The organism is Couchioplanes azureus (genome assembly GCF_014648355.1).
Classification (GTDB): domain Bacteria; phylum Actinomycetota; class Actinomycetes; order Mycobacteriales; family Micromonosporaceae; genus Actinoplanes; species Actinoplanes azureus.
The window spans coordinates 193,228-211,016 of record NZ_BMQY01000004.1 but is presented as its reverse complement, the minus strand read 5'-3'; the positions used below and the strand labels follow the sequence as shown (position 1 = coordinate 211,016).

Genomic DNA, 17,789 nt, shown 5'->3' with positions numbered 1-17,789 from the left:
ATCTCAGCTCCCATCTGTGGATCAATGCTGCGGGGAGGAAGCGCCACATCGCTCGATACGCTGCAAGGGCCCCGGCCATACAATCAGCACCGGGTCCACAGCGCACTCGGCGGACTCCCACCTCTCAGGCGCGTCACTACCATCTGCGCAGAACACCCCAGCCACGTCGACGGCGGGAGGCGCCGGTGCCTGAACGACGGCGACGTCGCCGACGCTGGCCGTGGATCGTGCTCGGCAGCGTGGGGCTGCTCGCGCCGGCCTGGAACTGGCTGGTCCCGGCGGTGGATTCCTACCGTGATGCCGGGCTGCCCGAACGCGACCAGTACAGCAGCGTCTACAGCCTTCCGGTCGCAGCCGTCTCGCTGCTGGTGGCGGTGATCGGGCTGGCCGTGCAGTCCCGGCAAGGCCGCCGCGCCCTGGAGTCGTCATCGGGTCCGGTCCCTGCGCCACCGGCGGGAATGACCTCCCTGGACGTCCCCGAGGCGACCGCGGGCGAGCAGATCCGCGGCAGGGACCGGCTGATCGCCGAACTCACCGGCAGGTACGAACGCGACGCGCGGACCACGGCCCGGGTTCGCGTGCTGCACGGCATGGGCGGCGCCGGCAAGACCACCATCGCCCGGCACGTCGGTGACATCCTGCGCCGGCGCGGGACCTCGGTCTGGTTCGTCTCCGCCGCCGAGCAGGCCGACCTGGACGCCGGGATGCGGCAGCTCGCCGGCAGCCTCGGTGCGAGCAGGTACGAGCTCACCGACGGCTGGGCCGAGGCACCCGACGTGCTGTGGCGACATCTCGAGGCGTACTCCCGGCGATGGCTGCTGATCATCGACAACGCCGACGACCTGACCCTGCTCGCTCCCCACGGCCAGACCCTCGCCCAGAAACGCGGCTGGATCCGACCGGTCGGCACGCGCCGCGGCGCGATCATCGTGACCAGCCGCAACGGCGATGCGCAGACCTGGGGCGACTGGTGCCGGCTGCACCCGGTCGGGATGCTCTCCACCGTCGACGGTGCGCAGGTCCTGCTCGACCTCGCCGGACCCGGCAGTGGCACCCGCGACCAGGCCGCCGCCCTCGCGGACAGACTCGGCGGACTGCCCCTCGCACTGCGCCTCGCCGGCCGCTACCTCGCCGACGCCCACCGCAGACCTGCGCTGGAAGGCCAGATCACCACCTTCGCCGACTACCGGGCCACCCTGGACGCCGAGGGAATCGCCGCCGTCTTCCCCGACCCCGACGGCCAACTGACCGATGTCCAGGCGCGTGAGGTCATCGCCCACACCTGGGAACTGTCGCTCACGCTCCTGGAGACCAGAAAGGGTCTCCCGCAGGCACGGAACCTGCTGCGCCTGCTGTCCGTGCTGGCCGACGCGCCCATCCCCTACCAGGCGATCCTGGACGCGTCCACGATGGCGGCGTCCCCGCTGTTCCCCGGGCTGAACACCACCCGCCTCGCGTCGCTGCTCGCCGGCCTCGAGACCTTCGGCCTGCTCGACCTCGGCCGGCCCGACCCCGGAGCGCCGGCCACGCTGCGCCTGCACCCGTTGATCCGCGACACCAGCCTGTTCCACCTGCACGACGCCGGGCAGACGCCGACGGTCTTCGACCTCGCCGCCCAGCTGCTCTTCCGCGCCGCAGACCGCCACGAGTCCTACGGCGACCCCGCGACCTGGGCCTTCTTCCGGCTCTTCGCTCCCCACCCGATCCACCTGCTGGCCCAGGCCGCCGCCGCTGCCGGCCCCAGCCAGGAGGTGATCGGCAACCTCACGCAGGCGGCGAACCTGGTGACCCAATACCGGGCGTCCCTCGGCCTGTTCACGGCCGCCGCCGCCGAGGCCAGGACGATCCGCGCCATCGCGGCACAGGTCCTCGGCGACGAACACCCGAACGTGCTCCACAGCAGCGCCAACGTGGCGTCGTTCACCGGTGGAGCCGGTGACGAGGCCTCCGCCCGCGACCAGTACGCCGCCCTGGTCCCGACACTCGCGCGCGTGCTGGGACCAGATCATGAGAGCACCCTGCTGTACCGATCGAACCTCGCCTGGTTCACCGGCCAGGCCGGCGACGCGGTGGCCGCACGGGAGCAGGGCGCAGGGCTGTTGCCGCTGGCCGTAAAGGCGTTGGGTGACGAGCATTACGTCACCCTGATCATCCGGCACAGCCTCGCCCGCTTCACCGGCGAGGCCGGCGACCCCACGACGGCACGCGACCAATATCGGAGACTGTTGCCGTCGATGCGGCGAACACTGGGCCCGCTGTACAACTCGACCTTGCACGCCGAACAACAGCTGGCCATCTGGACCGGCAAGGCGGGCGACCCGGCGACCGCCCGCGACCAGCTCACGGACCTGCTGCCGGTGCTGCAGCGAGCCTTCGGCCCCGAACACCACGACACCCTGAGCGCCCGTTCCGACCTCGCCTACTGGACCGGCAGAGTGGGCGACCCGGCGGCGGCACGCGACCGGTTCGCCGACCTGCCGGCGCTCTTCCGGCAAGCCCTCGGCCCGGAACATCGCAAGACTCTGAACGCCCGCGCTCATCTCGCGTACTGGACCGGATGGGCCGGAAATCCGGCGGCCGCCCGCGACCAGCTCACCGACCTGCTGCCGGTCCTGTACCGGGTCCTCGGTCCGGAACACCGCGACACGCTGGGCGCCCGCTTCGACCTGGCCCGCTGGACCGGACGGGCAGGGGATCCGGCGGCCGCCCGCGACCAGCTGGCCGACCTGCTTGCGGTCCTGCACCGGGTCCTCGGCCCGGACGACCCGCAGACACTCAGGACACAAGTCGCCCTCGCCTGCGCGGCCCGCCGCGCCTGAACGTCATCCCGTCCGCGCCGCGTACACCATAACTGTCATTATGGTGTAGCGGGCATTATGTCCGTTTCCGGATTACTGGATTACTGATAATGGCAATCCAATAATCCATCCGTGTGATCAGGTCAGGATCGTCGCGGTGATGAGTGCGGTCGGCGACAGCGCCGTGACGACGGCGGCGAGCTGCGCGAGTCGTCGCGGTCCGGGCCGGCCCAGTTCGCTCAGGTCGCCGCGTCCGGCCAGGACCGCCACGGCCAGCGGTACGGCGAAGGCCGTGCCGGCCACGAGCCCGCTCCATGGCGGTGCCACGTGCAGCGCGACCGCGGCCAGCAGTACCCAGGTGGTCGAGGAGACCCGGAACGTGCTCCACATCAGGCCGGTGTCGAGACCCCAGATCAGCGGGGCGACCCACCACGGGAGCCCGGCGCGCTGCCCGAGCTCCTTGGACGTCTGCCGGCGCAGGCCTGGAGCGTACGCGCCGCTCGTCAGCGCATGGACGTCGAAGGCGGCCCCTGCCACGGCCGCGACGAGGCATGCCGCGACCGCGACGCCGTCGTCGATGTGCGCGGCCGGCACGGTGCCGACCTGGTGGAGCAGCGCCGCGACGAAGCCGGCCATGGCGATGTGCGCCGCCGCCAGGACGGCGAGGAAGCCCCGGGCTCTGCGGGCCGGGCGAGACGGGTCCCCTTGCACGAAGGGGCGGATCATTCCGATGAAGGACTGTCCTCAAGGACTGAAGAGCTGGGCGAAGCCCGCCACGGCGGCCAGCGCCACCGTCCAGAGGACTACCATGCGTACCAGATCGAGCAGGCGAACGGACCGTCGTTGCAGGTCTCGCCCGTGCTGCACTCGCCGCAGCCGTACGTTCTGCTGCCGCTCACGCAGGTCCAGACCGTACGCCGGTAGCCGTCCGGGCACGTGTACCGGTCTCTGCTGACCGCGTACTGGCATTGCTCACAGCTGGCGAGGCTGCAGCAGGGCGACCCGAGGCAGTCGGCGACGGCCGGGGAGGCCTTCAGCACGGTGGCCAGCCCGGCGACGACGGCGGAGGCGGCGCTCAGCAGCGCGCGCCGGCGGCTGCGGCGCTCACCGGCGGCGGCCGTGCGGGCGGGTGTCACGCAGGTCATGGCGGTGGTCATGGCCGGACGGTTCCTTCCTTGGCGACGGGCGGGATGGACGGCGTGGTGCGAGGTGACAAGAGAGGCTGCAACTGCCGCAAGGACGGCAGGGTCTGGGCGAGGACGGCCTCGCCGGAGCGGTAGAGCACCACCGACGGCACCGCCTCGATGCCGACCGCCCGTGCGACACGCTCGTCGGTGTCCACGGTCGCCCGGTCCAGGGGCAGGTTCATTCCTTCCAGCCACATGCGGCCCTGCGCGGCGGAGCGGGCCTGCTGCAGCACGATCCAGACGTACGGCAGGTCCTTGCGGCCCAGACCCTGCGCGATGGAACGGCAGGTCGTGCACGACACGGAGAGGAAGAGCACCGCGAGGTGCGGCTGCTCGTCGAGCCGGGGCGGTAGCCCCACCCGCGACGGCTTGATCGAGCCATCCGCGCGGAACGGGATCGGCGTGGGGTTGTCCTCGAGCCCGAGGGCCGTGCGGATGACTTCCAAGCTGCGGTACTGGTCGACCAGCGCCAGCAGGCAGACCACCACGAGCAGGCTCAATGCGGCGACGACGACCCAGAGGAAGCCCATTGGCCCTCCAATACCTTGAGGTACCGCCAGCTGCGCCAGGCCAGCGGCGACAGCCGGCGTACGGCGACGGACACGCTGACCGCGAGCCCGGTGACGGCGACCCAGCGGACCCCGACGACGTGCTCCGACGACGCGGTGTGCGTCACCCACGCCACCGCCGGCCACACCGGGAACAGCACCAGTTGGGTCCAGCCGAGCGTCGCCTGCGACTCGCGGCCGAAACAGGCGCAGCGCACCGGCTCACCGCGAGCCAGGGCGACCATGGCCGCACCCGCGAACGACGCGCCGAGGGCGATCACCATGGCCGCGGTCACCCCGCTGCGGGGAACCACGAGCAGCAGCACCGCCGCGGCGAGCTCCGCAACGCCGAGCGCGGCACCGGAGAAGCGCGGGAACGGCATCCTCAGCGTCGTCAGGGTGAGCCGGATGGCGGCGGGTGCCGTCAGCTTCTGAGCCGCCGCATGGATCAGCAGGGCTGCCGTGAGCAGACGGACCACGGCGTCGATCGTGTCGGGCATGTCAGGCCGGACGGACGGCGAACACCTGGGCGTCGGGCAGTTCCGTGTCCATGACGCACACTCTCAGCCGCTGTCCCCGGTGGGCGTCCAGCAGCGGTGACGCGGCGATGCGCTCGCCGGCCAGGTGGTATCCGCCGCCGGCGGCGCGGTGCGGCACTCCGGTCAGCCAGTGCACCACCGGCACGGCGGCGAGCTCCAGACCCGGCCAGGTGTCGATCACCGTGACGAGGTCACCGGGCCGTGGGGTGACGCCGTCCGGGAACCCCGCGAACGGCACCTCCTCCCGGCTCGCGAGAGCCGTCCGGTTGGCGGCCCGAGGAGCGCCGACGACGGCACCGCGCCCCCGCACCGCGGCCACCCGGGCCAGATCACCGCGGGACCTCGCCTGCGTGGCGCCGCCGCCAGGATCCGCCGGCGCCGCCTGCGCCGACGCCGCGACCAGAGTGACCGCGGAACCGGCCACCGCACCGACCCGCAGAACCTGACGCCGGGAAATTGCCCTGTCCTGGATCATGACTGACCCCCGTTCGGGACACTCGATTCCAGGCATTGATGATTGTCAGTGTCTTTGGGAAAAGCAACCCCCGGCTCATGATCGGGTTTTTCCGCCGCCGGAGGAGAGACGACAATGCCGCGATATGACAGCATGGCGACAGCGGACGAGGGGAGATGTCGTGCCGGTGGCAACCATTCGACGGGCGACGGCCGCGATCGCCGTCCTGGTCCTGGCCGGCTGCGGCGGCGGCCATTCCGCCGGTGTCCGGCCCTCCCGCGCCGCGCCGGCGGCGACCGGCGCCGACAGCACCGCCCAAGCGGCCGGCACGCTGGTGATGCCCCGGACGATCGCCTGCACCCCGGCCGAGGCGCATCTGCGGTCCACCGCACCGCCGTCCGGTGCCGATCTCGTCGTCGGCTCCCTTTCCTGGCCCGGTCTGCGCGGCTGGGAAACCGCCGATCCCGCCGACTTCAATGGCGGCACGGGCGACGATTACAAAGTCGGAGCCGTGGTCAGGGCGGGTGCCGTGGTGACGGTTTCCGTCCCTGATCCGAGCGACGGCAAAATAGGTCTCAAATATGGCCAGGGCTGGAACTATGAACCCGCCCGATCGGTCACCTTCCGCGGCTGCCCCGAATTCGACACGATTTACATCGGCGGTTTTCACGTGGCCGGACGCCGGTGCGTCCCGCTGGAGATCACCGAGGGCAGCACACCGCCGGTCCGGGTCACCGTCTCGTTCTTCGCCGGTCCCTGCTGAGCCGGGTCAGGACGGGCCGGCCGGCACCTCGTACACGAACTCCAGTCCGTCCTCGTCGTCCCACTGCTCGCCGACCTTGCGGAAGCCGTACCGGGACGCGAGCCGGTAGGAGGCGACGTTGTCCGGTGCGATGCTGACCCGTACCCGGCGGACCTGCGGCTCCCGCGCGGCCCGGGCGAGAAGGATCTCCAGGGCGGCGCGGGCGTAGCCGCGCCGCCGGTGCGCCGGGTCGACGGCGTAGCCGATCTCCACCATGCCGTCGGCGTCCGGCGGCGCGTGGAAGCCGGCCCGGCCGACCGCCGTCCGGCGGCCCTCGTCCCAGATGACGCCGGTCACCCAGGCCGCGGCGGCCGGGTCCTCCTCGGCCTGCCGGCTGCGCATCCGCCACACCGCCCGGCACTCGGGTCCGGCCAGATAGTCCGAGACGGGCACGGGGCTGAGCGCGTTCGCCGCCGCCACGTCACCGTCGGCCAGGGCCCGGAACGCCGGACCGCTCAGGTGGACGACGCGGACGTCGGTGCGGGCGGACCCGGCCAGGAACTCGTGGACTCCCCTGAGCCTCGTACGCAGCACCGACTGTGCCCTGTCGAGGCGCAACCGTACGTCGGCCGGCAGCCGCAGGCCCTGCCCGGCGATCGTGCCGGCCGGCACCAGATCGGGGTCGAGGCCGTCGCGGCGGGCGACGAGCAGGCCCAGGTCGTAGCGGCTGATGACGTCCGGGCCGGCCACGTTGAGGATTCCGCGGTATCCGTTGCCCGCCAGCTCCAGCAGCGCGTCGGCGAGGTCGTCGACGTGGACCGGCTTGCGGATCTGGTCGGTGAACAGCACCCCGGTGGCCTGGCCGGAGACCAGCCGGTGGGTGAGGACCTCGTGCGCTCCGCCGCCGTCGCCCAGGATCGTGGAGGTGCGGACCACGACGGCCGCCGGGGCGACCGCGCGGACCGCCGTTTCGGCCGCCGCCTTCGCCGCGCCGTAGCGGTACACCGGGTCCGGGGGTGCCGTCTCGTCGTAGTGCACCTCCCGGCCGGAGAAGATCGCGTCGCTGGAGACGTGCACGAGCCGGATCCCCAGGGAAGCGGCGGCCACCGCCACGTGGGCCGCGCCGTCCGCCATGGCGCGCCAGTCGTCGCGGCCGGCGGCCGTGTGGATCACCGCGTCGGGGCGCAGGCGGCGCAGCAGCTCACCGACGGCGGCGGGGTCGCGGACGTCGAGCCGTTCACCGGCGAAGGCCGACGGTGCGGTGAGGTAGGTGCCGGACACCGACCAGCCCGCGGCCGCCGCCCGTTGCACGGTTCTGCGCCCCAGGTTTCCCGACGCGCCGGTGACCAGTAGTCGCTCGGGCATGGGCAGGGACCCTAGCGCAGCGCGCCGGCGGCGGCCGCGCGGACCGCGGCCGTCAGGGCCGACAGCACCGCCGACTCCAGGCGCCAGTACTGCCAGTACAGCGGCACGTCCAGGTGGTGACCCCCGGCCAGGTCGACGAGACGTCCGGCGGCGATGCCGGTACGGGCGCAGGCCTCCGGGACCAGTCCCCAGCCTAGCCCCAGCCGGATCGCCTGGGTGAAGCTCGCCGACGCCGGTACGAAGTGCGTCGGCGGGTCGATGGCGCGCCCGGTCAGCGTACGGGCGAAGCGGTGTTGCAGGGTGTCCTTGCGGTTGAAGCGGATCATCGGTGCGGCGGCGAACGCCGCGGCCGGGTCGCGGCCGGCGAACCAGGTCGTGTGGCAGCCGGGGGCGGCGACGGCGAGGTAGCGCATCGCGCCGAGGCGGTGCACGCGGCAGCCCTGCACGGCCACCCGGTCGGTGGTGACCGCGGCCATCACGGTGCCGGCGCGCAGCAGCTCCGCCGTGTGACCCTCGTCGTCGGTGTGCAGGTCGAAGTCGGCGTCGGGCAGCGCGGTCAGGGCCGGCAGGAACCAGCCGTCGAGGGAGTCCGCGTTGACGACGACGGCCACGCGGGTGCGCCCGCTGCCGCCCAGGGCGCCCCGCGCGGCGGCGAGGGCCTCGTCCTCCAGCAGCGCCAGCTGCCCGCCGAGGCGCACCAGCGGCCGCCCCGCCGCGGTCGGCACGCACGGCCGGGCCCGGCGCACGAGCACCTGCCCGACGACCTGCTCCAACGCCTTGATCCGCTGACTGACCGCGGACGGCGTGACGTGCAACATCCGCGCCGCGGCGTCGAAGCTGCCGTGCTCGATGACCGCCTGGAACGTGGCCAGCTGCACGGGGTCGAGCGTCATAAGCGATTCTAACCGTACTGAAGAATCTTTAGCTGGAGTGGTCGCGGGCCGCCGCCCTAGCGTGGCGGCCATGGGTTCCGTGCTGGCCGGATTCGGCTTCTCGCTCGCGCTGATCGTCGCCATCGGCGCGCAGAACGCCTTCGTGCTGCGCCAGGGGCTGCGCCGCGAGCACGTGCTGCCCGTCGTGGTGGTCTGCGCGTGCGCCGACGCCGTACTCATGACCGCCGGGATCGCCGGCCTGGGCGCGGTCCTGACGGACGCGCCCACCGTGCTGACCGCCGTACGGTGGGGTGGTGCCGCTTTTCTGATCGGGTACGCGGCGCTGGCGGCGCGCCGGGCATGGCGGCCCGGCGGCCTCGCCCCGCTGGAGCGTCCCCCGGCGACGCTCGGCGCGACGCTGCTGGCCTGCCTGGGCTTCACCTTCCTCAACCCGCACGTCTACCTCGACACGGTGGTGCTGCTCGGCACGGTCGCACAGCAGGATCCGCACCCGTGGCCGTTCGGCGCCGGCGCGGCGACGGCGAGCCTGCTGTGGTTCGCCGCCCTGGGCGCCGGCGCCCGCCGGCTGGCGCCGCTGCTCGCCCGCCCGGCGGCGTGGCGGGTCGTGGACGCGGCGATCGCCGTGGTGATGGCGGCTCTCGGGGTGTCCCTCGTGCTCTGAACGGCAGGTCAGGCCGGCCAGGCGGCCGGGGCCGCGCCGTATGCCGCGGGCAGGCGCGGCCAGCTCAGCGCCCGGCCGTCGAGCATTCCGGGCGGGCCGACACCGCTCCACCCGCCGCCGAGATCCACCCGGTGCGCATCCGGGTCCCCCTCGCCGACGGCGAGGTGCCCAGGTTCGTGATCTTCGCCGGCGGCGGAGTGCCCAGGCTCGTGATCGAGCAGCCACTGCGCCGTCCGCTCCAGCGAGACGGACACGTGCGTGGCGGCGCGGCCACGGCACCGGCGGGTCAGGGCGTCCAGCACTCCGGCCGCCAGGAAGTAGCCGGTGGCATGGTCGAGCAGCTGGCACGGCAGGGCGCCCGGTCGCTCACCGTCCACGCTGGTCAGCCAGCCGATGCCGGTGGCGACCTGCACGAGGCTGTCGAAGCCGCGGCGGGTGCCCCACGCCCCCGCCGTACCCCAGGCGCTCAGGGTGGCCACGATCGTGCCGGGGAAACGCTCGGCGATCCGGCCGGGCGCCAGCCCGAGCCGGTCCAGCGCGCCGGGACGGCACCCGGTGACCACCACGTCGGCCCGGTCCACGAGCCGGTCGAGAAGCTCCCGGCCCGCCGCCGTACGCCCGTCCACCATGGTGCTCGCCTTGCCGATGACGCCCTCGACCCGCAGCGCGTCGAGCTCCGGCCGGGCCGGGTCGTCGACGCGCAGCACGTCGGCGCCGAGCGCCGCCAGCATCCGGGTGGCGACGGGCCCGGCGATCGCCCGGGTCAGGTCGAGGACCCGCACCCCGGACGCGGGCAGTTCGCCGGCCGGGGCAAGAACCCGCGCGGGACCGAGGTCGACCGTGCGCACCAGCGGCGTGCCGTCCGGCGGGTTCTCCGCCCGCCACTGTCCCGCCGTGCGGGCCGCGACGGCGAGCCCGCCCGCCGCGTACACCCGCTCCTCGACGGCGGCCGCGGGCAGCGCGGCGATCGCCTCGCCCACCGCCGGGCCGGCCACGTCGTCGGGCCCGTCGGCCACCCCGAGGGCGGCCAGCAGGGCGGAGCGGTGCCAGGGATAGTGGGCATGGGTACGCACCCAGCCGTCGGCGGCCGGCCACAACCGCGACAGCGGCGGGAATCCGGGCATGCCCCGGCCGGCGGGGTCCCGCAGCAGCACCTCGCTGCGCACCGCCGCAACGGCGTGCGCCGGATCGAGGGTGACCTCGGGACGCCGGCCCGTCCGCGCGAACGCCAGCTCGGCCGCGGCTGTCAGACAGGCCGACACGGAAGCGACCGCGCAGTCCGCGACGGGCAGCGCACTCATGCGCCGAACACCCGGCCCACCTCGGCGAGAACGGGCGCCGAGGCCACACCCTGCCAGGCGCCGAAGACGGTACGGAAGTACGGGCCGTGCTCGCGCGCCATCGAGGCGTCGTGCTCGGCGACGTCGAGCTCGTTGACGATGGTCAGGTCGGCGAACGCGGTGAGCAGGTCGCCGGGCAGCGGCTCGGCGACGCCGGTCCAGCGGTTCCACACCTGGCGGCTCTCCGGCAGCACCGACCACGTCCGGGACCGGTCGCACGCGCCGTACAGGTGGACGAGCGCCTCGGCCCGCTCGCCGACGAGGCGCCGCAGCGGGGCCCGGTCGCCGGCGTCCAGCAGCGTCAGGTCGAAGCCGTCGGTGCCGTAGACGGCGTGGGTGAGGCCGGCGAGGCAGACGTCCGGGCCGTGCCCGAACGCGGCCAGCCGGTCGTGGACCCGGCCGAGATGGGCGTACAGCGTCCCGCCGGGATGGCCGACCGTCTCGGTACCGCGCTCGCGCAGCCAGGACTTCACATCGTCGATCGTCACGGCTCCATGCTTACCAAGCGAGCGCCGCTGAGCGATGTCACCGAGCTCACTGTGTGGTGCGGCCTACGGGTGCTGTCGCCCAGGGACGGTCGAGTATCGATACGGGCGATCTGTGGACCAGCCTGAGCCACGATGGACGGCCCTGGTCCGCCCGGCCGGGGGACGTGAGCCCACCGGATAGCCCCGACAATCCCGGGCGCCCGCAGCCACCCCACCGGCGGGCGGGCGTGTGGCGGTCAGCCGCTGGTCGGGTCCGGTGGGGTGGGTGGGCGCCAGCCGCGGCGGCGGCCCTGGCGTACCGCTGCCGCCACCATGACCACCAGGACCATCGCCCCGGCGCCGGCGGCCGCCACGATCAGCGACAGGTGCTGGGCTCGGGCGCGGCGGGCCGTGAGGGCCACGGCCGCCGGGTCGTTGGTGACGACCACCTTCGGCGCCGGAGCGGCCGGGGCCTCCGGGCCCAGGGTCTCGGTGAGGGCGCGATAGGGGTTGACCACGCCGAAGCCGTACTCGTCGCTGCGGGCTCCGCCCGGGGCCGGGTCGGTGGTGGCCAGGATGCGGCGCGCCACCTGGGCCGGGGTCGCCTTCGGGAAACGCTGCTTGACCAGGGCGGCCGTGGCGGCGACGAAGGGTGCCGCGTAGCTGGTGCCCTGGCCGGAGGTGTGGCCGCCGCGGCGGGCGGCGACGGTGATGTCGACCCCCGGCGCCATCACGTCCACATAGTCGCCGCGCTGGGAGAAGCCGGCGCGGACGCCGCCCGCGTCGATGGCCCCGACGCCGATCACGCCGGGGTAGGACGCCGGATAGGGCGTGGGATTGCCGGCGTCGGCCCCGCCGCGGTTGCCCACCGCCGCGACGACCACGACACCGCGCTCGGTGGCCCGCTCGACCGCCGCCCGCACCTGGTCGCTGGGCTCGGTCATCACGAGGGACATGTTGATGACGTCGGCGTCACCGCCGGACGGGCTGGCCGCCCAGTCGATGGCCTCGGCGAACGTCCCGGGGGCGACCGGGGCGGGCCCGCCGGCCGGGGAGTCGGTGTCGGGCTGCTCGCTGACGCGCACGGGCACGATCGTCGCGTCGGGCGCGAGCCCGCGCGGGCCGGCCGACGCGACGTGCCGGGCGGCGATGATGCCGGCCACACCGGTGCCGTGGCCGACGCAGTCCTGCCGGGCGTCGGCGTTGCCGTGCAGGAAGTCCCGCCCGCGGCTCACCTGGCCGTCCAGCTGGGGATGGTCGGCGTCCACACCCGAGTCGATCACCGCGACCCGCACGCCGGCGCCGGTGGCGAAGGGCGCCAACCGGTCCGGGGCGAACATCTTGTCTTCATAGGGCTGGGCCTTGCTGACCGGGGCGGCGACGACCTGCTGCTTGTCGGGGCAGGCGAACGCCCGCGCCTGTGCCGGCGCGGCGGGCATCAGCCCTCCGGCCACCACGGCGACGGCCACTGCCGCCCGTCTCATCCGCATGCTCACTCCTGTGTCACGACCGGGTGGGATGCTACCGGCCCGGGACCTGCGGTGGAGATCCACGGCGGGACGGTAGGCAGATCGTCGGAATTGGTGTGCGGGGGACCTCGATTGACCGCTTCACCGGCGCGCCGCTAGGTTGTGGGGACCATCTGCGGCGTCGCGAGGGAAACCGGTGCAACTCCGGTGCGGTCGCGCCACTGTGAACGGATCCGCCGGATCCGTGAGTCAGGACGCTCACGCGCCGCAGGCCTGTCGATCGGGACGCGTCATCCCGCAAGGAGGTCTTCTCCGTTATGCCCAAGATCCAGACGGTTCGCCCGCTGCGCCCCACCGCCATCTCCCCCCGCGTGCTGGGGGCTGCGTCCGGCGTCGTGGCAACCCTGCTGCTGCTCGCCTACCTGGTCGCGTTCGACCAGGGCGCGGTCTCCCAGAACGGGGCATTCCTGCACGAGCTCATGCACGACGGCCGTCACCTGCTCGGCGTCCCGTGTCACTGACGCCGGGTCGCACGGCGCCGACCTACGGGGCCCTCCTGGTGCGGGGCCTGCTGGCGGGTCTCCTCGCCGGGCTGCTCGCCGGTGCCTTCGCGTACGCGCTGGGCGAGCCGAAGGTGGAGGCGGCGATCGCGATCGAGGAGGCCGCGGCACACGCCGAGGCGGCCTCCGCGGCGGCGTCCGGGGCACCGGCCGCCGCCGACCATCACGGCGAGGACGCCCTGGTGTCGCGCACCGGCCAGAAGGGCGGCCTGTTCCTGGCCACCGCCCTGTTCGGCGCGGCGATGGGCGGCCTGCTCGCCACGGCGTACACGCTGCTGCGCCGGCGGCTGCGCACCGAGCGTGACTCCCATGCCGCGCTGGGCCTGGCCGGCGCGGCGTTGCTGGGCATGGTTCTGGTGCCGTTCGTGAAATATCCGCCGAATCCACCCGCCGTCGGTGACCCGGCGACCATCGACCAGCGCACGATCAGTTACGTGTCGATCGTGGTGATCGGGCTGGTGGCCGTCTGGGCGGCGGTGGTCGCGGCCCGCGCCCCCCGCGCCGGCGCCGCGGACTGGGTCCGTGCGGCCGCGGGCCTGGGCGCTTTCCTGGCGGTCGTCGTGGTGGGTTACGTACTGCTGCCCAACATCGACGAGGTGCCGGAGACGTTCCCGCCGAGCCTGTTGTGGAACTTCCGGGTGACCTCGCTGGGCACCCAGGTGACGCTCTGGACGATGCTCGGCCTGGCCTTCACCGCCCTGCTGCCGCGTCCCGCGCCGAGCGAGGCCGTGGCGGCGGGCAAGAGGACGGAGTCCGTGCCGGTGTGAGTGGCCTGCGGCTGCTCGCACACGCCCCGACAGCGGCCCTGCGGGGCGCGCACTTCGGTGGCGACGACGACATCGACGAGGGTGGCCGGCGGGCCGCCCTCGCCATGTCCCCGCTCAGCCGCGGCGACCTGTGGGTGTGCGCGCCGTCCCGGGCGGCCCGCGAGACCGCGCAGGCGCTCGGCCATTCGGCGGCCGTCGAACGCGCGCTGGCCGACCCCGACTTCGGTGAGTGGAACGGCCGCAGCCTCGACGAGGTGTCCACGGCCGACCCCGCCGGCGTGCAGCGGTGGCTGACCGATGTCCGATCGGCGCCGCACGGCGGCGAGTCGCTGGCCACGGTCCGCGACAGGACCGGCACCTGGCTGGACGCGATGGCCGGCCAGCGGGTCGTGGCCGTCGCACACCCCCTCGTCGTACGAGCGGCGATCGCCCACGCCCTCGCACTCCCGGACGACGGCATCTGGCGCCTGGACGTGGCGCCGCTGTCGCTGACCCGGCTCACGTACCGGACGAATCGCTGGCATCTGCACTTCCCCGCCGCGGGGTGACCGCCGTGGCATGACCGCCCGTGCCGACCAGCCCCGGGCGACCAGCCCCCGGGCGGCCAACCGTGTGACGGTTCGGTGTGCCTCACCGTGCGCAGGTCGAAGTCCGCGATGTCCCCTGGCTCCCTGGCGAAGACCCGTCATCCGGGAAGATCCTCTGCCCCGGAGAGACCTTTCGCCCGAGAAGACTCGTCTTCCGGCGACCCGCCACCGTGAAAGACCCCGCACCTGCGGAAGAACCGTCTTCGCCGGGCCCGCCACCTGCGCGGACCCGCCACCGTGCCGGGCGCTCGGCGCGGTGGCCGGATGTTGTCGGCGGGTGGCGCTAGGGTCGGGTCGCGATGGCAGAAGACGATGTTTCCCCGACGACGCGGCCGGTGCCGAAACAGGCCGTGCTGACCGTGGCGATCCCCGGCGAGCCGCCGGAGCGCACCGCCGCGCCTCGAGTCCTGGTGCCGCAAGATGCGGCTCCCGCCGACACGGCGACCGGAGATGTGCCGCGCGGTGAAGGGGCGAAGCGCGGCACGGCCGAGCCTGGTCAGATGGGCACGGTCGAGCCCGTTCCGGGCGGCACGGCCGAGCCTGGTCAGATGGGCACGGTGACCTTCGCCGCGCGGGGCACGGCGGAGCCGGCGCCGGAGACGCGGCCGTGTGCGCACTGCGGCCGGCCCGTGCCGCAGCGGGCGTCGGCCGGACGGCCGTTCCGCTACTGCCGGGACAACGACGGTGAGTGCCAGCGCGCCTCGCGCAACGTCCGGATGCGGCACCGTTCCTCGCCGGGGCTGGCCGGGCAGGTGGCTCGCACCTGGGAGCTCGTCGACCGCCTCGATCAGTTCGTCGGCACGCTCAGCGAGGCCCTGCACGCCGAGATGTCGCCGGCCGGGGTCGAGCGGCAGGTCGCCGAGGTGCGCGCCGAGACGTCGCGGCAGGTCGCGGCCGCACACACCGAGCGCGACGACGCCCGCCGCGACGCCGACCGGGCCGCCGACGCTGCCGCCACCGCCGTGCAGGAGGCCCTGGCCGCCCGCGCGGAACGCGACGAGGCGCTGCAGGCGGCGCAGGCGGCCCACCGGCTGGCCGAGGCCGCCGCGGCGGACGCCCGGCAGGCGGTCGCGGCCCGCGACGAGGCGCAGGCCGAGGCCCACGCCGCCGCCGCGCTGCGGATGCGCGCGGAGGCGGACCGCGACGCGGCCCGCCGCGAGACCGACGGGATGCGCCAGGAGCGCGACGAGGCCCGTCACCAGACCGATTCCGTACGCCGGGAGCTGACCGACACCCGCCACGAGTCCGCCACCCGTGCCCGGGAGCTGGACCAGGCGCTGGCCGACCTGCGCACGGCCCGGAGCGACCGCGACGACGCGAACGCGGCACGCGAGGCGGCCCTGCGCGAGCGGGACGAGGCGCGGGCAACACGGGACGAGGCGCTCGCGGCCCGGGACGAGGCCACGGCGGCCCTGGCCGCCGCCCGCGCCGACGCCGAGCGGGCCGCGGCACAGGCCACCGAGGCGCGCGCCCAGGCGGCACGGGCGGCGGAGGAGTCCGCATCCGCTCAGCGTGCGCTCGCCGAGGCGCGGGCCGGGGAGGACCGTGAGCGGCAGGCGCGGGAACGGGCGACGGCCGAGCTGGCCGCGGTCCGGGAGGCCGCCGAACGCGACGCCGCGGAGCTGCGGCGGCGGCTGGAAACGGCGCGTGCGGACGTGGACGCCGCGCAGGACCGGGTGGCGCAGCTGTCGGCCCAGGTCAGCGACCTGGCCTCGGCCCTGGCGGCACTCGGGTCGCACCGATGAAGCACTCGCGGCCCTCAGCTGAGACTGACAGAGCGCTCGCAGCACTCGGCCGGGACCGTTAGAGCACTCGCCGCAGCCCGGGGCCGACGAGACCGCCGCCGGGCGCTGGCGGTGGACGTGGGCGCGGCGGGGGGGGCGTGGAGGGCAGGCGCCGGGCGGCCGGGCGCGGGACGTGGCAGAGCGGGCACGGCGGGCCGAGCGGCGGGGCGCGGCCGGCGGGCTGGTCGGGGCGGGATAGGCTGGGGCGGCAGGTTGACGGCGGGTCTGTCGTCCGGTGCCGGTCGGCGAGCGGGGCCCTGGTCCGGCGTGACCGACATCGCACTATCCGTAGATCTCGCATTGTCCCGTAAAGTGGACCAAGGTCCACTTCAGGACGGGCCGAGGCGGCCGATAGGGGACGGTGCCGGTTACGCTCGAAGCGTTAACACCGCCGACACACACGGCGGTCGCCAGGAATCTCGCGACCGCCCCTTTCGTTACACCAACGGAAGCAGCACCACGAGCGAGGGGAAAGCCGATCATGGGCGAACGCATGCTGCGCGGCAGCCGACTTGGCGCAGTCAGCTACGAGTCCGACCGCAACACGGAGCTGGCCCCCCGGCAGACCCGCGAGTACCTGTGCGTGAAGGGTCACCAGTTCGAGGTGCCGTTCGCCGTCGATGCCGAGGTGCCGATCACCTGGGAGTGCAAGTTCGACGGCAGCGTCGCGCGACTGGTCGACGGCAACGAGCCGGAGCAGAAGAAGGCGAAGCCGCCGCGCACCCACTGGGACATGCTGCTGGAGCGGCGGTCGATCTCGGAGCTGGAGGACATCCTCAACGAGCGGCTGCAGGAGGTTCGCACCCGCCGCGGTCGTTGATCCACGGCATCTGGTCGCCGTTCCGCCGGACGAGGGCGGGACGGCGATTTGCTGTGCCCGCCCGAACGGGCTGGACAAAGCGCGACACACCGGGTGGACGAAGCGGGACACCGGGTGGACGACGCGGGAGACGACCGCGGACGCGGCCGCCCGATCAGCGGATGATCTCGCCCTCGACGACCTCGCCGGTGACGACCGGGCCCGGACGGCCTCCGCCGGATGCCTTCGCCGCACCGGTCGCGGATTCCGAGGCGGTCAGAGGCGCCGCGCCGGTGGAGGAAGCCGGCGCCGGCTCGTCGACCGGGTCGGACTGGTGGACGCGCACGCGCCGGGGCCCGAACAGGTCACCGGCGACCGCCGACGGCACCCGGCGCTCGGTGAAGCGTTCCACCCCGCGCCGGGCCAGGATCCGCCCCGGCGGCAGGATCAGCAGCAGCCCGGCGACCGCCGAGACGAAACCGGGCATGGCCAGCAGCAGCGCGCCGAGCAGGCCGACGAGCGAGTTGCTGACCTGCGGGCCCGGTGGGCGCCTCTGCTCGGCGGCGCTGCGAAAGGCCCGCCATCCGCGGATGCCCTCACGGCGCAGCAGCGCCATCCCGGCGATGCTGGACGCCGCGACGAGCAGTACCGCCCAGCCCGCGCCGAGGGCGTGCGCCACCGCGGCGAACACGGCGATCTCGGCCGCGGCGAGCAGCAACAGCCCCAGCGGTAGCAGAGCCAGGATCCGACGCAACTCCGTCACCCTCCCTCACCGACGCCGGCGACCCGCGCCCCTGCAGAGTCCGGGACGACAGATCCGCGGTGTCAC

The 17,789-nt window shown here is 74.0% G+C and carries 19 protein-coding genes, 1 pseudogene and 1 riboswitch; of the genes and pseudogenes, 8 read left to right on the top strand and 12 right to left on the bottom strand.

What is annotated here, in order from left to right; genetic code table 11:
- The first annotated feature begins 185 nt into the window (after positions 1–185).
- Positions 186–2,819 carry a tetratricopeptide repeat protein gene (locus IEY99_RS16100; protein WP_189203989.1) on the top strand — a complete coding sequence of 878 codons (2,634 nt, stop codon included), beginning with the start codon at positions 186–188 and terminating at the stop codon, positions 2,817–2,819.
- 117 nt (positions 2,820–2,936) lie between these two features.
- Here IEY99_RS16100 and IEY99_RS16095 read toward each other — a convergent pair whose 3' ends face one another.
- From IEY99_RS16095 to IEY99_RS16075, 5 genes are all read right to left on the bottom strand, one after another.
- Entirely contained in the window at positions 2,937–3,524 is a 588-nt protein-coding gene (locus tag IEY99_RS16095; protein ID WP_189203987.1) for a hypothetical protein, read from the bottom strand.
- A 77-nt stretch (positions 3,525–3,601) separates the two neighbouring features.
- Complete coding sequence (locus IEY99_RS16090) at positions 3,602–3,955, bottom strand: hypothetical protein (RefSeq protein ID WP_189203985.1); 354 nt, start codon at positions 3,953–3,955, stop codon at positions 3,602–3,604.
- Complete coding sequence (locus IEY99_RS16085) at positions 3,952–4,515, bottom strand: thioredoxin domain-containing protein (protein WP_189203983.1); 564 nt, start codon at positions 4,513–4,515, stop codon at positions 3,952–3,954. Before IEY99_RS16085 ends, IEY99_RS16090 begins: the two co-directional genes overlap by 4 nt.
- Positions 4,482–5,012, bottom strand: coding sequence for a MauE/DoxX family redox-associated membrane protein (locus IEY99_RS16080; protein ID WP_189203981.1), 531 nt, complete (start codon positions 5,010–5,012; stop codon positions 4,482–4,484). The genes IEY99_RS16085 and IEY99_RS16080 overlap by 34 nt, the downstream gene beginning before the upstream one ends.
- 22 nt (positions 5,013–5,034) lie before the next feature.
- Positions 5,035–5,547: a hypothetical protein gene (locus IEY99_RS16075; RefSeq protein ID WP_189203979.1), complete on the bottom strand. Its 513-nt coding sequence runs from the start codon at positions 5,545–5,547 to the stop codon at positions 5,035–5,037.
- 160 nt (positions 5,548–5,707) lie between these two features.
- Between IEY99_RS16075 and IEY99_RS16070 the strand changes: the two genes are divergently transcribed.
- Positions 5,708–6,289, top strand: a complete 582-nt coding sequence (locus IEY99_RS16070; RefSeq protein WP_189203977.1) for a hypothetical protein — start codon at positions 5,708–5,710, stop codon at positions 6,287–6,289.
- A gap of 6 nt (positions 6,290–6,295) precedes the next feature.
- Here IEY99_RS16070 and IEY99_RS16065 read toward each other — a convergent pair whose 3' ends face one another.
- The 3 genes and pseudogenes from IEY99_RS16065 to IEY99_RS16055 form a co-directional block, all read right to left on the bottom strand.
- Positions 6,296–6,721 carry a GNAT family N-acetyltransferase gene (locus tag IEY99_RS16065; protein ID WP_505661154.1) on the bottom strand — a complete coding sequence of 142 codons (426 nt, stop codon included), beginning with the start codon at positions 6,719–6,721 and terminating at the stop codon, positions 6,296–6,298.
- A gap of 87 nt (positions 6,722–6,808) precedes the next feature.
- Positions 6,809–7,633 (bottom strand): annotated as a pseudogene (locus IEY99_RS16060) (SDR family oxidoreductase); the annotation flags it as partial.
- Positions 7,634–7,644: 11 nt separating this feature from the next.
- Complete coding sequence (locus IEY99_RS16055) at positions 7,645–8,526, bottom strand: LysR family transcriptional regulator ArgP (RefSeq protein ID WP_189203974.1); 882 nt, start codon at positions 8,524–8,526, stop codon at positions 7,645–7,647.
- A 70-nt stretch (positions 8,527–8,596) separates the two neighbouring features.
- Between IEY99_RS16055 and IEY99_RS16050 the strand changes: the two genes are divergently transcribed.
- Positions 8,597–9,187, top strand: a complete 591-nt coding sequence (locus IEY99_RS16050; protein WP_189203972.1) for a LysE/ArgO family amino acid transporter — start codon at positions 8,597–8,599, stop codon at positions 9,185–9,187.
- Positions 9,188–9,195: 8 nt separating this feature from the next.
- Here IEY99_RS16050 and IEY99_RS16045 read toward each other — a convergent pair whose 3' ends face one another.
- From IEY99_RS16045 to mycP, 3 genes are all read right to left on the bottom strand, one after another.
- Positions 9,196–10,488 carry a CoA transferase gene (locus tag IEY99_RS16045; RefSeq protein WP_189203970.1) on the bottom strand — a complete coding sequence of 431 codons (1,293 nt, stop codon included), beginning with the start codon at positions 10,486–10,488 and terminating at the stop codon, positions 9,196–9,198.
- A complete protein-coding gene (locus tag IEY99_RS16040) occupies positions 10,485–11,015 on the bottom strand; it encodes a DUF6817 domain-containing protein (protein WP_189203968.1) in 531 nt (176 codons plus the stop codon). Before IEY99_RS16040 ends, IEY99_RS16045 begins: the two co-directional genes overlap by 4 nt.
- 236 nt (positions 11,016–11,251) lie before the next feature.
- A complete protein-coding gene (gene mycP, locus IEY99_RS16035) occupies positions 11,252–12,484 on the bottom strand; it encodes a type VII secretion-associated serine protease mycosin (protein ID WP_229798764.1) in 1,233 nt (410 codons plus the stop codon).
- Between the two features lie 111 nt (positions 12,485–12,595).
- A riboswitch (cobalamin riboswitch) is annotated at positions 12,596–12,743 on the top strand.
- Between the two features lie 37 nt (positions 12,744–12,780).
- Between mycP and IEY99_RS16030 the strand changes: the two genes are divergently transcribed.
- The 5 genes from IEY99_RS16030 (at position 12,781) to IEY99_RS16010 (ending at position 16,981) form a co-directional block, all read left to right on the top strand.
- Positions 12,781–12,984, top strand: coding sequence for a CbtB domain-containing protein (locus IEY99_RS16030; protein ID WP_189203967.1), 204 nt, complete (start codon positions 12,781–12,783; stop codon positions 12,982–12,984).
- Between the two features lie 38 nt (positions 12,985–13,022).
- Positions 13,023–13,790 carry a CbtA family protein gene (locus IEY99_RS16025; protein WP_229798762.1) on the top strand — a complete coding sequence of 256 codons (768 nt, stop codon included), beginning with the start codon at positions 13,023–13,025 and terminating at the stop codon, positions 13,788–13,790.
- Complete coding sequence (locus IEY99_RS16020; protein WP_189203963.1) at positions 13,787–14,338, top strand: histidine phosphatase family protein; 552 nt, start codon at positions 13,787–13,789, stop codon at positions 14,336–14,338. Before IEY99_RS16025 ends, IEY99_RS16020 begins: the two co-directional genes overlap by 4 nt.
- 338 nt (positions 14,339–14,676) lie before the next feature.
- Complete coding sequence (locus tag IEY99_RS16015; RefSeq protein WP_308427051.1) at positions 14,677–16,122, top strand: coiled-coil domain-containing protein; 1,446 nt, start codon at positions 14,677–14,679, stop codon at positions 16,120–16,122.
- A 520-nt stretch (positions 16,123–16,642) separates the two neighbouring features.
- Positions 16,643–16,981, top strand: a complete 339-nt coding sequence (locus IEY99_RS16010) for an RNA polymerase-binding protein RbpA (protein ID WP_015622005.1) — start codon at positions 16,643–16,645, stop codon at positions 16,979–16,981.
- Positions 16,982–17,135: 154 nt separating this feature from the next.
- Here IEY99_RS16010 and IEY99_RS16005 read toward each other — a convergent pair whose 3' ends face one another.
- Positions 17,136–17,714, bottom strand: coding sequence for an FxsA family protein (locus tag IEY99_RS16005; protein WP_189204795.1), 579 nt, complete (start codon positions 17,712–17,714; stop codon positions 17,136–17,138).
- Between the last annotated feature and the right edge of the window lie 75 nt (positions 17,715–17,789).

What these genes read in the sequence shown, in the direction of transcription:
- IEY99_RS16095 (WP_189203987.1), bottom strand. Translation starts at nt 3,524, where the DNA reads ATGATCCGCCCCTTCGTGCAAGGGGACCCGTCTCGCCCGGCCCGCAGA.
- IEY99_RS16090 (WP_189203985.1), bottom strand. Translation starts at nt 3,955, where the DNA reads ATGACCACCGCCATGACCTGCGTGACACCCGCCCGCACGGCCGCCGCC.
- IEY99_RS16085 (WP_189203983.1), bottom strand. Translation starts at nt 4,515, where the DNA reads ATGGGCTTCCTCTGGGTCGTCGTCGCCGCATTGAGCCTGCTCGTGGTG.
- IEY99_RS16075 (WP_189203979.1), bottom strand. Translation starts at nt 5,547, where the DNA reads ATGATCCAGGACAGGGCAATTTCCCGGCGTCAGGTTCTGCGGGTCGGT.
- IEY99_RS16055 (WP_189203974.1), bottom strand. Translation starts at nt 8,526, where the DNA reads ATGACGCTCGACCCCGTGCAGCTGGCCACGTTCCAGGCGGTCATCGAG.
- IEY99_RS16050 (WP_189203972.1), top strand. Translation starts at nt 8,597, where the DNA reads ATGGGTTCCGTGCTGGCCGGATTCGGCTTCTCGCTCGCGCTGATCGTC.
- IEY99_RS16045 (WP_189203970.1), bottom strand. Translation starts at nt 10,488, where the DNA reads ATGAGTGCGCTGCCCGTCGCGGACTGCGCGGTCGCTTCCGTGTCGGCC.
- mycP (WP_229798764.1), bottom strand. Translation starts at nt 12,484, where the DNA reads ATGCGGATGAGACGGGCGGCAGTGGCCGTCGCCGTGGTGGCCGGAGGG.
- IEY99_RS16030 (WP_189203967.1), top strand. Translation starts at nt 12,781, where the DNA reads ATGCCCAAGATCCAGACGGTTCGCCCGCTGCGCCCCACCGCCATCTCC.
- IEY99_RS16015 (WP_308427051.1), top strand. Translation starts at nt 14,677, where the DNA reads ATGGCAGAAGACGATGTTTCCCCGACGACGCGGCCGGTGCCGAAACAG.
- IEY99_RS16010 (WP_015622005.1), top strand. Translation starts at nt 16,643, where the DNA reads ATGGGCGAACGCATGCTGCGCGGCAGCCGACTTGGCGCAGTCAGCTAC.